The organism is Krasilnikovia sp. MM14-A1004 (assembly GCF_047159485.1).
Taxonomy (GTDB): Bacteria; Actinomycetota; Actinomycetes; order Mycobacteriales; family Micromonosporaceae; genus Actinoplanes.
The window spans coordinates 4,286,397-4,301,698 of record NZ_AP038773.1 but is presented as its reverse complement, the minus strand read 5'-3'; the positions used below and the strand labels follow the sequence as shown (position 1 = coordinate 4,301,698).

The following is a 15,302-nucleotide window of genomic DNA, read 5'->3' as shown; positions in this document are numbered from 1 at the left end:
GCCGGCGACTCAGTCAGCGCGCCGGGACTCGCATGCTCGCCGGCCGTCCCGAGGCGTGCCCACGCGGCGGGCGGGTATCCGGTGGGGGTGAGGGCAGGCGACGAGGGGACGGGCCATGGCTGAGTTCGGATACACGCTGATGGGTGAGCAGAGCGCTCCGACCGCGCTGGTCGACAACGCGGTACGCGCGGAGTCGGCCGGGTTCGACTTCGCGGTCTGCTCCGACCACTACTACCCGTGGCTCACCGAGCAGGGTCACGCACCGTACGCGTGGGCGGTGCTCGGCGCGGCGGCGTACGCCACCTCCCGGATCGGTCTGATGTCGTTCGTGACCTGCCCGATCCGCCGCTACCACCCGGCGGTGGTGGCGCAGAAGGCGGCCACCGTCGCGCTGCTGTCGGGCGGCCGGTTCACCCTCGGGCTGGGCGCCGGTGAGAACCTCAACGAGCACGTGGTCGGTGCGTGGCCGCACCGGCACCAGCGCCACCGCATGCTCACCGAGGCGCTGGACATCATCACGCCCCTGCTGCGCGGCGAGACCGTGCACCACGACGGCGCCCACTTCCAGGTGCCCGAGGCCCGGCTGTGGGACCGGCCGGAGGACGGCGTACCCGTGGCGCTCGCGGTCTCAGGGCCGTCGTCGGGTGAACTCGCCGGCCGGTACGCGGACGCCGTCATCGTCACCGAACCCGAGCCGGAGCTGTTCGATCTGTACGACAACGCCGGTGGGCGCGGCAAACCCCGGTACGGCCAGGTTCCGGTCTGCTACGGCCCCGACGAGGCGCAGTGCCGCAAGATCGCACACGAGCAGTTCCGGTGGAGCGGACTGGGCTGGCCGGTCAACGCCGAGCTTCCCGACCACCATGCGTTCGCGGCGGCCAGTGCCGCGGTCACCCAGGACGACGTGGCGCAAGCGATCACCTGCGGCCCCGACCTGGACCGGCACGTGCGGGCCGTACGGAAATATCTCGACGCGGGCTGCACCCACGTCGCGCTGGTCCAGGTCGGCGCCCGGGGCCAGAACGCGTTCCTGGACTTCGCCGAACGTGAGCTGTTGCCGGCCCTGCGCGGCTCCTGACCGCCTCAGCTCGGTATCTCGCCGGTCTCGGCCAGATGGTGGGCGACGTCGGCGAGTTTGCGGTTCAGGCGTTGGGACACGCGCCGCAGCAGGTCGAAGGCGGCACCCGCGGACAGGTGCTGGCGCTCCATCAGGATGCCCTTGGCCTGCCCGATGACGTCGCGGGTGCTCAGTCCCCGATGGAGCGCGGCCTCACGCCGGTCGACCTCGTCGCGGCGGTGCGCCATGGCCACCGTCACGGACAGGTACGCGGCCAGGATCGCTGTGAACTCCTGATCCTCATCGCTGAACGCGTCGGGGCTCGCGCTGTAGAGGGTGAACGCGCCGAGCGCCGACCACTGGACGCGTCGATGGACGAACAAGCCCTGGGACAGGGCGCTGGCCGCGCCGAGCTGCGCCGCGGTGGCCGCCAGGACCGGCCAGCGCGATGATTCGGCCAGCCCCGGCGCGGTGACGGCGTGTTCGGCGTTCATGGCTTCAGGGGCGGGACCGATTCCGGTGGCGAACTGGATCTCGTCGAGTTCAGCGGCGGCCGGCGTGGTCGCCACCTGATCGACGACCTGTCCATGGCGGCAGAGAGTGATGCTGGCCGAGTCGCACCCGGCCACCGCGTCGACGGTGAACTTCAGTACCTGCGGGAGCACCTCGCTCAGATCGTCGGAGCCGAACAACTGGCGGGCGAGCTGCGCGAAGCTGGCCACCAGCATCGGCCCGTACGCCTGCGGTCCCCACGCCGCGGCGGCGCGGGCCCGGTCGTCCGCGGCGGCATGCCGGCTGGCCGCGGCCCTCTCGCGCTGGCGTGCGTCGCCGGCGCGCCGGTCTGCGTGTGTCGACTCGTCCGTGGCGTCCGGCAGCCGCGCCGCATCCATGCGGGGGCCGGATCGTCGCGCGTGCTCCACCCGCCGCTCCCGGTCCAACGAATCGCGCTCACGGTCGTCGGCCAGGCGTTCGCGCAGCCCGGCGGCCTCCTCGCGCTGATCGGCGAGCTCGTCGCGGGTGTCGGCCCGGTTGTCGCGTTCGGCGGCGACGAAGTTCCGCCGGTCGGCCAGCCACGCGCCCTCCTCGGCGTCGGCCGCCCCCTCGGCCTGCTGGGCCGCGGCGGCGCGCTCACGTGTGGCGGTGCGCCGGGTGGCGCCCGCGTGGACCCGGGCGGCGGTCTGCCTCGCCCGTAGCAGCTCCGCCTCGGCCCGCCGTACCGCCGCCTCCGCGCGGCCCAGCGCGGCGCGCGTCGCGGCCGCCTCCGCCGCGTCGTCGAGGTCGCCGGTCGACGAGGCGTGTGCCAGCCAGGCGGTCTCCCGCCGGTCCAGCACCTGGTCATGCCGGTCGGCGAGCGTTTCCCGCTCGTCGGCCAGCGCCTCCCGCTCGTCGGCCAGCCGTTCCCGCTCGTCGGCCAGGCGCTCGCGCTCATCCGCGCCGGCCTCCCACAGATCAGCGCGGCGGTCCTGCTCCTCCGACGGAACACTGCGGTTCGGCGGTGCCGTCTGCCCTTCCGCGTCGGCCATCGGCGCTCCCTTCCGAGTCGGCATACCGGCGCGTGAGGGTGTTCTCCACGCCGAGCACGCCGAATACCCGCGCCGGTATGCCGCGCAACCCATCGACGCACAATTCCCGGCCCCGCGCCCTCGCCGCCGCCCACGCGCAGATGATCAAGCCGGTGCTCTGGGCGTCGATGAAGCGCACGTCCGACAGATCGAGCACGATCGTGGCGGCGGCGTCGGAGTCGGTGACCGTCGACAGGCGCCGGCGCAGCTCCGGGACGGTCGACAGGTCCAACTCACCGGCCACCTCGACCAGAAGGCCACCATCGATTTGCCGCTGCGTCCAACCGAAACGGCCCGGCCCGCAGTGCGGGACACGGACCTCACCACCGGATTTTTCGGACACCAGCCATCCCCTCCCCTGAGGAGTGGCTGGATCATCAACCAGACGTCATTGTTTCCCCCACGCCGCGCCTGCGCAAACCAGGAAGTTGGTCGAAGCGATCAGCGACGGTGCCTGCGGGTGAAGGTTGTCGCAGGGGGCTGGCACAATCCGCGGCACCTTCACACAAGGGGATGTCGATGGGTTGGATGCCGGCGGGAGCCGACTACGAGGTGGGTCTGGACCGGGGCAGGGTCGTCGCGCGGACGGTCGCGGGCCAGCGGCTCAAGAGCCTGCCGAAGGCGCTGAAGGACCACGAGGCGGTGGTGGGCCTGCGCCAACTCGTCGAGTGGCTGCACCGGCACGAGGCGTCCTGCCGCGCCGAGGTCGAGCGGTGGATGGTGCGGTCGCTGCCGGTGCCCACCGCCGTCGTCGCGCGGGTGTGGGCCGACGAGGCGTGGCGGGCGCTGCTGCGCGACCTGGTGATCGTGCCGGTGACGGCCGACGGCGAGTGGGACATGGCCGCGGCGGGACTGCTGCGCGACGCCGACGAGCGTACGGGGCTGGGCGTCGTCGACCTCGACGGCGAGTCCACCCGGATCACCGCCGAGACCGTTGCGATCCCGCATCCGGTGCACCTGACCGACCTGGCGGAGCTGCGCGAGTTCGCCGCGGACCTCGGCGTGGAGCAGGGCATGCTGCAGCTGTTCCGGGAGGTGTGGCGCAAACCCGACGACGACGCAGGACAGCGCCGTGAGCTGGCGCGTTACGCCGGAGCACGCTTCGCGGAGCTGCGCCACGTGCAGTCGCGGGCGACGGCCGGCGGCTACCGGGTGCAGGGTGGCACCGCCGTCTGCCGGGTGTGGGAGGCGGGGACCACGGTCGTGGCGTCGGTGTGGATCGGCGACGGCGACCCGTCGTTCGAGACGGAGATCTCGGAGCTGACGTTCGCCGATGCGGCCGGGGAGAGCATCGCGCCGCGCGACGTGCCGCCCGTGGCGTGGTCGGAGGGGCTGCGGATGGCCGCCGCACTGCACGCCGGCCGGGTCGTCGACGAGGAGGGCGGTCACCGATGAGCGAGACGTTGCTGGAGGCCGGCGCCGTACTGCCCGGTCCGTCCCGGGACGCGGCACTCGACGACGTCACCGCCCGCTCCTACCGCCACCCGGTCCTGGACGGCCGGGTCGTGGTGCGGCTGGTCGGCGCGGCGGTGGGCCCGGCCGAGGACCTCACGATGGAGTTCCTCGGCTTCGCCCCGGCCACCGAGCCGGTGCCGGTGGGCCACGGGCAGCGCCGGGCGCTGGGCTTCCCGGCGTGGGCGCTCGTGCACGACCCGGCGAACGGCCGGCACGCGCTGGCGCTGGTCAAGGAGATGGAGAAGCTGGCCCGGACGGCCCGCAGCAAGCCCGGCAACGCCAAGGACGGGTACGACGGGCTCGCGGTGCGGCTCGGCGCCGCGGCCCCGCAGTTCCTGCCGACCTTCTGGGAGCAGGCGGGCCGGGCGTTCATCGCGGCGGACAACCCGCGCATGGCCGGTACCTGCTTCACCGCGGCACGCCGCGCCGAACAGGTGCACGGGCTGGTCATCGACGAGGACCGGGTGCGCGACGTGCACCTGGAGTTCGCGTTCGCCGGGGCGCTGACCGCCGCCATGCTCACCGAGTACACCCGCGGGGTGGTCGGCCGGCGTACCCCGGCGGAGGCGTACGACCTGGTGAAGACGCTGGCGCTGCGGCGGGTCGCGGGTGGCCTCCCGCCACACGCGTCGATCGCGGCCGACCTCGCACGGCTGGCGAGGGCCGCGGGACTGGACCCCGAACGCGAGGCCGACGCGGTCGTCACCCAGCTGCTGACCTATCCGGCGACGGTGCGGGCGCGCCTGTCGGTGTGGAAGGCGTACCGCCCGGCGCTGGTGCGGCTGGGCCGGCGGGACAGCGCGGTGCGGGCCCGGCTGCTGGAGATCTTCCCGGAGCCGGCCGACGAAGCCGACATCACCGACCAGTGGCTGGAACTGCTGGAGGCGACCGGCGCCGCCGCGGACCTGGCCACCGGACCGGCGACCCGCTGGCTGGAGCGGTTCCTGGGACGCCGGCGCCCCTGGCGCAGACACGTCGGGCGCAACGTGCGGCTGCTGACGCTCGTCGAGCGGCTGATTCCGCGGCTGGTCGCCGAGGGCGGGGTGCGGATGGCGACCTCCTCGCACGTCGACGTCGACGTCCTCGACCTGTGCCTGGCGGGCGGCGTACCGGCCGAGGTGGACGGATTCCACCTCATCTGGTGGGTGCAGGACGAGGAGCCGGGGCGCCGCGAGCTGACCGCGATCGCCGCCGACCCGCGGCTGCGACCCCAGCTGCGCGAGGCCGTACGGTCGGCGCTCAGCAGTCTCCGTAACGGCGAGGCGCTCACCAGCCCGGCCCTGCCGCAGCGGACGCTGGAGCAGCTGGCCGGCGCCGCGGGCATCCGGGACGTTCTGGTCGAGTTGCTGGCCGAGCAGTGTGGACGGGCCGGGGGCGGCACGGTCGCCGGCCTCGACGCCGACCTGACCGAGCTGGCACCACTGTGGTCCCCGGCGGGCATGGCGTACGCTCCGGACGGTTTCCGGCAGCTGCTCGACGTCGACCTGGCGGCCGTGCTGGCGCGGACGCTGCGGGCCGGACAGCTCGCGGAGTTGTGCTGGCCCGCCTACGAGGCCGCGGCGAAACAGAAGAAGAACATCCGGATCGGTACGGCCTGGCCGGAGCTGGTCGTGCACGACGACGTGTCGGCGCACGTCATCACTCCCGACGACCGATCCGTCGAGCACCATTTCCGTTACCCGGGCGCCGGGCACCCGCAGGCTCCCGCCGGGTTCCCCTACACGTTCTGCATGTACGTCGACGGTGACCTGCTGATGTCCTGGCACGGCCAGGGCGGCATGGCCGCCCACTGGACGTCGCGCCCGGCGGACCTGCTCGACGTCGACTGGCCCCCCGGCACCACGCGCTGGGGTGAGCCGCGGATGCCGTTGCCGGTCCCGGGCGGTGGTGTCACCACCGGCGTCGCGCCGGTCCACGCGGGCGACGCCCGCGGCCCCGGCGAGGCGCTTCAGCTGGCCGGCGACGGGCAGGCGTACTGGCGCTACGAGTACGTGAGTGGCGAGCAGGAGTGGCGCTGGCGGGAGTTCGACCCGGGGACCGGCAACGGCGGCCGGGTGAGCATGCCCGCGTTCTTCGCCGCCGCCGCCGGCGGCCGGCTCGTCGGCGGGTCCTGCGCGCTGCGCCCGGCCCCGCCGGAGTTCGCCGGATCCCCGCTGGGCTGGCAGGACGGGTTGGTCGGCTGGCGGACGACAGTCACCACCGACGGCGTCGAGATCGGCGAGGGTGTCGACGGCCGCCGCGTGACGTTCGCGGGCCGGCCCGGACGCCGGGACAGCCTCGTGGGTGCCGTGACGCTGCCGGGCGCGCCGGCGCCGCTGCCGGTGACGCAAGCGGGCAGCCATCTGAGCCTGTGGACGGCGGACGGAGAGTTCCCGCTGGCCACCCACGTCGGGGGGAGCCCGACGCTGCCGCCGCTGCTGTGGTGGCACGCGCTGCGGACCCGGGACGCGGCGGGCTCGGCCGCACTCCGGGCGATCGACGACCGGACGGCCGCGGCCCTGCTCGCCGTCGACGACACCGTGACCGGCACCGTCGCGGTCCAGCAGGCCGCCGAGGCGAACGTCGCGGCACACCTGCCCGCGGTCACGGACCCCGTCCTGCGGAGCCGGATCGCGGAGGTGGTCGCCCGGGCGGTGCAGATGCGCCGCCGCATCGCCGAGATCCCCCGGCACCTGGATGCCCGGCCGGACCCGGCCGCCCGGCCACTGCCGCCCATCACCGACGAGGAGTTGGAGCAGGCGTGGGACGGGCTGTGCGAGGAGTCCCGCCGGTACTACTTCACCACCAGCCGGTACAACCTGCTGGAGCACGCACGCATGGTGGGTGCCCTGCTGGGGGCCGGCACGGAGACGGCCGTACCGTCGGTCAACCACGACTGGACGTCACTGCTCGCCGGCCTCGGCGGCGTCGCGTTCCGGGCGGCGAGTCCGGTGACCGGCGACGCCGATCGTGCGGCGCTGGCCGCCTTCCTCGCCGTCGTCGACGGGACGCCGCTGTCCGGCGACGACCCGCCGCTGCGCGTGCTGGAGCTCCTGCAGGACGAGACGGCCGTCGAAGAGCTGGAGGTTCATCGCGACGGAGCACAGGTCACCGTGCTCTTTCCGGCTGTCCGGTACTTCAACACCCCCGGGAAGAGCTTGCGCCGCAACGCCGTCCAGGTCGCCGCGGGCGGCGCGTTCAGCCTGCCCGACGGCACCGCGCTGGAGGGCGAGACGCGCCCCAGTGGACGGCTCGGCGGCGCGCGGCTGCGGGCGTTCCGCACCCTGCTGGCCGAACGCGGGCCGGCACCGTGGCGGCCGGAGGCCGTGGGGGCGCTGACCGCGGCCACCGGCATGTCCCGCGCCGAGGCCGCACTGCTCCTGGCGGGAATGCCGGGCGTCGCCAAGCGGGAGGCGAACTTCCTCACCGCCGCGCAGCGTGCGGTGCTCGGCGTCGCGGTGGCGCAGGCCAGGGTCGCCCGGGCGGGGCTGCAGGCGTTGACATCCCGGCAGCGGCTGGCGCTGCTCGACGCGGCCATGCCCGCCGACCCGGCCGACCTCTGGGACCACGGCCCGGACGTGGCGGCGCTCGCCGACGAATGGATCCACCTGTACGGACGGCGGGTCGCCGTGCCGGAGGATCTCGTCGCCGCGCTCGCCCGGGTCACCGACGACTTCGTCGCGGCGCCCCTGCTGCAGGCGATCGCCGCGCCCGGTCCCGGTGACTGGCTCAGCACGGACGGCCGCAGCGAAACCGGCCGGTACGGGTACCCGTCGACCGCGTGCGACGAGGGGGAGGCGTTCGACCAGTACTACCTGACGGCTGTCGGTGTCGCGCTGCCGTGGCTGGCCTACCACCTGCGGTGGGACGACCCGCTGCGGGCCGCGCTCCCCGAGGCGCTGCGGCTGGTCCGCGACCGGCTGCGCAACCCCGATCTGCTCGTCGGTTCCGGCGCCCACGACGCGGGGAAACGGCCGGAGGCCGGTCCCGCCCTGGTGGACGGCGACGGCGTGTCCGACTGGGTGACACACCACCTGGCTCCCGCCGGACTCGACGGTGGCGACGACCCGGCGCTCGGCTTCATCGACGACGAGACCGCGACGGCGTTGCGTACCCTGCTGTCCGACTGGATCGACCAGGTCGTGGCCACCCCGGACGGTGCCGTGGGCGCACCGCACGACCCCCGGGTCAGCGCGCCCCACCTCGTCGACGAGGTGTGCGACAGGTACGGCCTGGACGCTGAGGCGGCCGCGTACTACCTGCAGGTGCTCGCCCTGCCCGACCCCACCGACAAGGCCGTGCAGGCGTGGAACGGCTGGAAGCCCGCTCAGCTGCGCAGGGCACGGGAGGCGCTGCTGGCCGCCGACCTGCTGGTGGCGGCCAAGCGGGAACGCGCCGGCCGGGGCGCGTTCCTGCCCGGCGGCTGGCAGCCGGCCAAGCCGCCACGGATGCCGCTGGAGACCTGGAAGCAGCCCCTGTACGCCGACGCCGGCGGGTGGCAGCTGGTGACCCGGCCATTGCCGCAGCTGTTCGCCGCGGCCTGGGCCCGGATCGTCGCGGGCGACGTGCCCCGCTACCGCGACCTGGAGGAGAAGCGGTGACCGCCCGCCAGATCGACCCGCCCGAGCACCGGTACGCCGACGAGCTGGCCTTCCTCGCCGCAGCCGACACCGGGCCGCGCCCGCCCGGCTGGCGGCTGACGCCGCGCGCCGTGGTCACGTTCGTCGCCGGTTCCGGGGGGACGCCGGTCGACGGCGCGCAGGGCCGCCGGGTCATCGAGGCGAAGTTCGTCGGCGATCGGGCCCTGGTCGAACGGTGCGTCGTCACCCTGGCCGGTGAGCGCGGACTGCTGCTGGTCGGCGAGCCGGGCACCGCGAAGTCGATGCTGTCCGAACTGCTCGCCGCCGCGATCTGCGGCACCAGCGCCCTCGCCGTGCAGGGCACCGCCGGCACGACAGAGGACCAGCTGCGCTACGGGTGGAACTACGCACTGCTGCTGGCGAAGGGGCCGTCCACCGAGTCGCTGGTGCCCTCACCGATCCTGACCGCGATGAGCACCGGGGCGGTGGCCCGCGTCGAGGAGATCACCCGGTGCCTGCCGGAGGTCCAGGACGCCCTCGTCTCGATCATGTCGGAGCGCCGGATCAGCGTGCCCGAACTCGCCGGCACCGACGGCGCGGTCGGCTACGCCGTACCCGGATTCTGCCTGATCGCGACGGCGAACCTGCGCGACCGCGGGGTGTCGGAGATGTCCGCGGCCCTCAAACGCCGGTTCAACTTCGAGGTGGTGCCGCCGATCTCCGACTTCGACGCCGAGCTCGCCCTGGTCACCCGGCAGGCGCGGGCGGCGGTGGAACGCGGCGGCGCCCCGTTCGCCGTGGACGACGCCGTGCTGGACACGCTCGTGACCGCCTTCCGCGACCTGCGCACGGGGCAGAGCGCCGAGGGCTGGGAGGTGGAGCGGCCCTCGTCGGTGATGAGTACGGCCGAGGCGGTCGCCGTCGCCGCGTCGATCGGGCTGTCCGCCGCGTACCTGCCCGGGCCGGATCCGTTGTCGCTGCTGCCGGGCCACCTGCTCGGCGTGGTGCGCAAGGACGACCCGGCCGACGCGGCCCGCCTGCTCGCGTACTGGGACGGTGCGCTGCGGCGGCGGGCCGAGGCCGGCGCGCGGATGTGGCGGCAGTTGTGGGAGCACCGGGACGTGCTGCGTGACTGATCCCCGCGCCGCGGTCGATCGGCTGACCGCCGCGGGCCGCGTGCAACTGATCGGGGTGCGGCACCACTCGCCGGTGCTGAGCGCCGCGGTGCCCGCCCTGCTCGACGCGCACGCACCGGAGACGCTGCTGGTGGAACTGCCCGCGGAGATGCAGCCGTGGGTGCGCTGGCTGGCCGACCCCGACACGGTCGCGCCGGTGGCGCTGGCGGCGGCCCGGGAGGACGGGCCGGTCGCCTTCTACCCGTTCGCCGACTTCAGCCCGGAACTCGCCGCGATGCGGTGGGCGCACCGCAACGACGTACCGGTGATCTGCTGCGATCTACCGCTGACCGATCCGGCCTGGCAGGACGAGGCGGCGCCCAGCCGTGTCCGGCGCGGCGGGCCGACGCTGGGCGCGGCCGTGCGCGCGGGCCTGTCCGGCCGTCCCGGCGACGACCTGTGGGAGCGGTGGGTCGAGGTCGGCGCGCCGGGCAACCCGCCCGAGGCGGTCCGGCGGGCCGCGCTCGCCGCCGGCTGGGCGCTGCGGCAGGACGCCGAAGCGTCCGGGGTCGACCCACTCGACCTGCACCGCGAGGCGTGGATGCGGGCCCGGCTCGGGCAGACCGCGGGCCGGGTCGCCGTCGTCGTCGGCGCCTTCCACGCCCCCGCTCTCGTCGACGCAGACCCCCGCTGGCCGGACCACGAGCACCGACCGGTCCCCGACACCGCCGCCGGGCGGGGGAGCGGTGAGCGGGATCGGTCGCCGGGGACCGGCGCGGCGCCGGTCGTGTCGCTGGTGCCGTACACGTTCGAGCTGCTCGACGCCCGTTCGGGCTATCCGGCGGGCATCCGCGACCCGCGCTGGCAGCAGGCGGTGCACGACTGCGGCGCCGATCCCGACGGGATCCGCCGGGCCGCGCAGGCCTTCACCGTCGAGGTCACCCGTGAGCTGCGCGCGCAGGGCCGGCCCGCCGGGCCCGGCGAGGCCGCCGAGGCCGCGCGCCTGGCCGCGGACCTGGCGGGATTGCGTACGCTGCCCGCGCCCGGCCGTGGCGAACTCGTCGAGGCACTGCAGACAGTGCTCGCGACCGGCGCACCGACCGGCGCGGGTCGTGCCGTCGCCCGGGCCATGGACACCGTCCTGATCGGGCGGCAGCGTGGCAGGCTGCCCGCCGCCGCCCCGGTCACCGGGCTCCGGCCCGCGGTGGAGGAGGAGCTGGCCCGGCTGAAGCTCCCCGGCGCGGGGCACCCCGCCCGGCGGATCCGGCTGGATCCGCTGCGCTCGCCGACCGACCGGGCCCGCGAACTCACCATCCGCAGGCTGGGCGCGTGCGGCGCCCCCTACGGCGACCCGGGTACGCCGGGTCCCGTCGCGGGCGGCGAGGCGTTGACGACGAGCTGGCGGGTGGGTTGGACGCCCGCCACGGACGCCGCCCTGTCCGTCGCCGCGTTGCACGGCGTCACCCTCGCCCAGGCGGCGGAGGGCATGCTGGCCACTCGCCGCCGACGCGAACAGCGGTCCGGCGGCCCCACCCCCGCACAGGCGCTGACCGGCCTCGACGCCGCCGCCGCGGCTGGCCTGCCCGGACTCGCCCGGCATCGCCTGGCCGACGTCCGGCAGGCCGTCTGCCACAGCGGCGGGCTGGACCACCTCCTCGCGGGCCTGAACCTGCTGCGCCGGATCGACCGGGGTCACGTCGCCGGCCTCACCGAGCGGCTCGACGGCCTGGCCGACGTCCGCGACGAGTTGCACGCCGCCGCGGTGGCGGCCGTGGCCGGGCTCGCCGGATCCACCCGGAACGAGGACGCCCGCGCCCTGCACGACCTGGTCCTGTCCGCCGACGCCGACGGCCGGCTGCTGCGCCTGGACCACACGATCCGGGCGCTGACCAGGGACGGTTCGCCGCTGATGCGGGGCGCGGCCGCTGCCGTGGGCGTCCTGCTCGGACACGAGGAGCCCGCGGCGTTCGGGCGACGGCTCGCCTCCTGGGTCGACCTGCCCGCCGCCGAGGCGACCGATCGGCTGCGTGGTGCGCTCAGCGTGGCGGGCGCGTTGGCCCAGTCCGGCGGCGAGGTCCTCGACCCGCTGCTCGACACCGTCGAACGGCTGACGGACGACGAATTCGTCGGCCGGCTACCCGCCCTGCGCGGCGGGTTCGACGCGCTGAGCCCGGCCGACCGGGACCGTCTCCTGCGTACGGTCGGCGAGCGGCACGGTGCGGTGGACGACCGGCTGCCCGCCGACGCGGAAACGGTCGCCGCCTGGCTGAGCGCGGATCGGGCCGGACTGGCAGCGGTCCGGGCGCTCGGCCTCGACGCCTTCTCCGCGGCGCCCGCGCCGATCACGGGGCCCGGCCCGACCCCCGCCGCGGCCGACGGGGGAAGTGCATCCCCGCAGCCCGGTCGGCACGCGGCGCCCTCGCCGCAACCGGCGGATCGCCGGGTCCGGGGCTCGGTCGGTGCGGTCGAGCCGGGCCCGCACCACGACCCGGCCGCGATCACGGCGGGGCAGCGGTGGCGGCTGGTGCTCGGCCGCGAAACCGACCGCTTGCCGACCGCGCAGCGCCGGCTCGCGACCGCTCTCGACGAGCTCTACGGCGCGGGGCGGGGCGAGGGCGCGTACACCGTGGACTTCGGCGGTGCGGGCGGGCGCGAGGCGGCGTACCCGCAGGCACGCGACTGGCTGGAGGACCTGGAGGTGCTCTTCGGCGGTGACGTGCGCGACGAGGTGCTCGCCCGGGCCGCCGAGCGCGGCCGGCTCGACGCGGCCCTCGCCGCCGACCCGGCACGGATCCGCCCGTCGATCGACCTGCTGCACGCGGTGCTCTCGCTGGCCGGCGGCCTGCCCGAGGCGCGCCTGGCCCGCCTGCGTCCCCTGATCGCGCGGCTCACCGCCGACCTCACCGCGCAACTCGCGCGCCGGATCCGTCCGGCGTTCACCGGGCTGGGCACCCCTCGGCCCACTCGACGTCCGACCGGCCGGCTCGACCTGGCCGCCACCGTACGGGGCAACCTGCACACCGTACGCATGGATGCCGTCGGCCGGCCGCAGATCGTGCCGGAGCGGCCGGTGTTCCGCAGCCCGGGGCGGCGCAGCGTCGACTGGCAGGTCGTCCTGCTCGTGGATGTCTCCGGCTCGATGGAGACCTCGACGATCTGGGCCGCCCTCACCGCGTCGATCCTGGCCGGGGTACCGGCGCTGCGCACCCACTTCGTCACGTTCTCCACCGAGGTTGTCGACCTCACCGACCGGGTCACCGATCCGCTCGCGCTGCTGCTGGAGATCCGGGTCGGCGGGGGCACCCACATCGCGGCCGGGCTGCGTTACGCACGACAGATCACCGTGGTGCCCGCCCGCACGATGGTGATCACGATCAGCGACTTCGAGGAGGGGTTTCCGACCGGTGACCTGCTGTCCGCCGTCCGGGCGCTGGTGGACGACGGTGTCACGCTGCTCGGCTGCGCCAGCCTCGACGACCAGGGTCGTCCCCGCTACAGCACCGGCGTCGCCGCGCAACTCGTCGGCGCCGGTATGCCGGTCGCCGCGCTGAGCCCGACCGCGCTGGCCCGCTGGATCGGAGAGCAGGTCCGTTGAGTCTGCCCCCGATCGCCGCCGGAGTCACCGCGGAAGCGGTGGCCGCCCTGCCGACCCGCCTGCGCGGCAAGCTGGACGCCGCCGTCGATCAGGCCCGCGGCTGGCCCATCGCCCGCGAGGGCGCGATCGTCACCGTACGGCCCGACGACCGCACTGTCGTCACGCTGACGACGCCGGTCACCGAGCCGGGTGACGCGACGTGCTCCTGCCTGCTGGCACCGCGTTGTCTGCACCGGGCCGCCGTCCTGAGCGCCGCGCCCGTGCTGACCGACGACCCGGACTCGTCGCCGCCCCTCACCGCGCCGATGGACCCACCGCCGTCGGGCACAGCGCAAGCCCCGGCGCAGCTCGCCGGCACGAAGACCGCGTCGGAGATATCCCCGGCGGTCACTGGCATGCCGACCGGCTCGGCGACGCCCGGCTCGGCGAAGCCCGGCTCGGCGAAGCCCGGCTCGGCGAAGACCGGCTCGGCGAAGACCGGCTCGGTGAAATCGTCGGGGCAGGTCACCAGCGCTCAAGCCGGCGCGGCCTCCGGCCTGTGGTCCGCGGCGGCCGCAGTGCTCAGCACCGGCATTCCCGGCGCGGGAGCCGTCGCCCGGGCCGACGTGCTGCGCGGCGTCCACCAGGCCCGCGCCGCCGGATTGCACGCGCCCGCCGCGACCGCCGTGCGCGTGGTGGAACACCTGCGGGCGGCGCAACGCGACGATCCTTCCTTCCGCCTCGCCGACCTGACGAACGACCTGCGCGACCTGCTCGTCTCCTGCCACCGGCTGACCACCGGCGACGCGACCGCGGCCGGTGTCGCCCGCCGGGATTACGAACCCGTCGGCGACCTGCGGCTGTCCGGACTGTTCTGCGAACCGGTCCGCGCGGCGACCGGTCACGCCGGCGCGGTGACGTATCTGGCGGACGCCCGGGGCCGGATCTGGCTGGTCTCCGACGTCAAACCGGCGAACCCCGAGGTGGCCGTGTCCGCCGCCCGCGCGTCGGTCGAACTCGGCGAGGTACGGCTCAGCCACCACGACCTGTCCCGCAGCGGGCTGCTGGCGGTCAACGCCCACGCGTCGGCCGCCGGTCGGCTCAGCCATGGCCGGGACCGCCGGGCCGTGGCGGCCCCCGGTACCGGTTGGTTCGATCCCCCGCTGGATGCGCTCTGGCGGGCCGACCCGGCCGCCCAGGCAGATCGCTGGCTGGCCGCCACGACGGTCGCACCGCACGAGCGGCCCGCCGCGTCCGACCTGGCGTTCCTCGACGGAGTCGTGCTCGGCGCCGACCACCGCGGCCTGCTGCTGGCCGTCGGCGAGGGCGCCGGTGCCGCGGATCGCGGCGAGCGGTCCGGACAGCACGGGCACGACCTCGTCGTCGCCGCGACGGCGCCGCACGACGACCCCGCGCTGCCGTACGTCGTCAACCTGCGACAGCTCGCCGCTCACGCCGCCGGTCACCCCATCCGGCTCGTCGCCCGCTTCTCCGGTGTCCGGCGCGTCGCCGCTCTGGCCTTCGCCGCCGACTGGCTTCCGTCCCGGCACGGCGGGCACGTCGACCTCGGAACCACCACGCTGACGCGCGCGGATCTGCCGGGCGCCGGGCCCGTACCGGCGGCCACCGATGACGATCCGCCTCCGCCACCGCTTCATCTCGTACGCCACCAGCTCGAACGTGTCGTCGCGGCCGGTCGGACCGCGTTGCTGTCCGGGGTGGACGACGGTGCCGGCCGGCTCACCGCGGCACACCTCGGCGCGGCGGCCTCCGTTCTCGCCGAGTTGCGGGCGGCCGGCGTCCGGCGGACGCGGGATGTCTTCGGCCGGCTGGACCCGCACGACGCAGACGGGCTGGCTCGTGCCTGGCTGGTCGCGGCGGTCTACGAGCAGGCCGCGGCGCAAGTGGTGACCTGGTCGGCCTGGCAGGCACGGACGGCGACCGTGACGTTGGCCTGATCCTCGGCTGAACCTCCGTGGG

At 75.2% G+C, this 15,302-nt stretch carries 8 protein-coding genes; 6 read left to right on the top strand and 2 right to left on the bottom strand.

The features are described from left to right. Nucleotides 1-115: 115 nt before the first annotated feature. Nucleotides 116-1,078, top strand: coding sequence for a TIGR03557 family F420-dependent LLM class oxidoreductase (locus ACMCNN_RS18395; protein WP_412741745.1), 963 nt, complete (start codon nucleotides 116-118; stop codon nucleotides 1,076-1,078). A gap of 5 nt (nucleotides 1,079-1,083) precedes the next feature. Here the strand turns inward: ACMCNN_RS18395 and ACMCNN_RS18390 are convergent, their stop codons facing one another. Together ACMCNN_RS18390 and ACMCNN_RS18385 are read right to left on the bottom strand one after the other, a co-directional pair. Further along, the gene (locus tag ACMCNN_RS18390) at nucleotides 1,084-2,580 is read right to left on the bottom strand and encodes an ANTAR domain-containing protein (protein ID WP_412741744.1); all 1,497 of its coding nucleotides are present in this window, start codon (nucleotides 2,578-2,580) and stop codon (nucleotides 1,084-1,086) included. After that, nucleotides 2,507-2,962: an STAS domain-containing protein gene (locus ACMCNN_RS18385; RefSeq protein ID WP_412741743.1), complete on the bottom strand. Its 456-nt coding sequence runs from the start codon at nucleotides 2,960-2,962 to the stop codon at nucleotides 2,507-2,509. Before ACMCNN_RS18385 ends, ACMCNN_RS18390 begins: the two co-directional genes overlap by 74 nt. Nucleotides 2,963-3,138: 176 nt before the next feature. On the opposite strand from ACMCNN_RS18385, the gene ACMCNN_RS18380 reads away from it, so the two are divergent. The 5 genes from ACMCNN_RS18380 to ACMCNN_RS18360 are packed head-to-tail and all read left to right on the top strand — an operon-like array spanning nucleotide 3,139 to nucleotide 15,280. Beyond that, nucleotides 3,139-4,014, top strand: a complete 876-nt coding sequence (locus ACMCNN_RS18380) for a DUF4132 domain-containing protein (protein WP_412741742.1) — start codon at nucleotides 3,139-3,141, stop codon at nucleotides 4,012-4,014. Further along, nucleotides 4,011-8,654 (top strand): hypothetical protein, encoded by a 4,644-nt coding sequence (locus tag ACMCNN_RS18375; protein WP_412741741.1) that lies wholly within the window; start codon nucleotides 4,011-4,013, stop codon nucleotides 8,652-8,654. Before ACMCNN_RS18380 ends, ACMCNN_RS18375 begins: the two co-directional genes overlap by 4 nt. Next, nucleotides 8,651-9,769, top strand: coding sequence for an ATP-binding protein (locus tag ACMCNN_RS18370; protein ID WP_412741740.1), 1,119 nt, complete (start codon nucleotides 8,651-8,653; stop codon nucleotides 9,767-9,769). The genes ACMCNN_RS18375 and ACMCNN_RS18370 overlap by 4 nt, the downstream gene beginning before the upstream one ends. Then, on the top strand, nucleotides 9,762-13,343 hold the full coding sequence (locus ACMCNN_RS18365) for a DUF5682 family protein (protein WP_412741739.1): 3,582 nt from the start codon (nucleotides 9,762-9,764) through the stop codon (nucleotides 13,341-13,343). The genes ACMCNN_RS18370 and ACMCNN_RS18365 overlap by 8 nt, the downstream gene beginning before the upstream one ends. Beyond that, nucleotides 13,340-15,280: a hypothetical protein gene (locus ACMCNN_RS18360; protein ID WP_412741738.1), complete on the top strand. Its 1,941-nt coding sequence runs from the start codon at nucleotides 13,340-13,342 to the stop codon at nucleotides 15,278-15,280. The genes ACMCNN_RS18365 and ACMCNN_RS18360 overlap by 4 nt, the downstream gene beginning before the upstream one ends. Nucleotides 15,281-15,302: the final 22 nt, after the last annotated feature.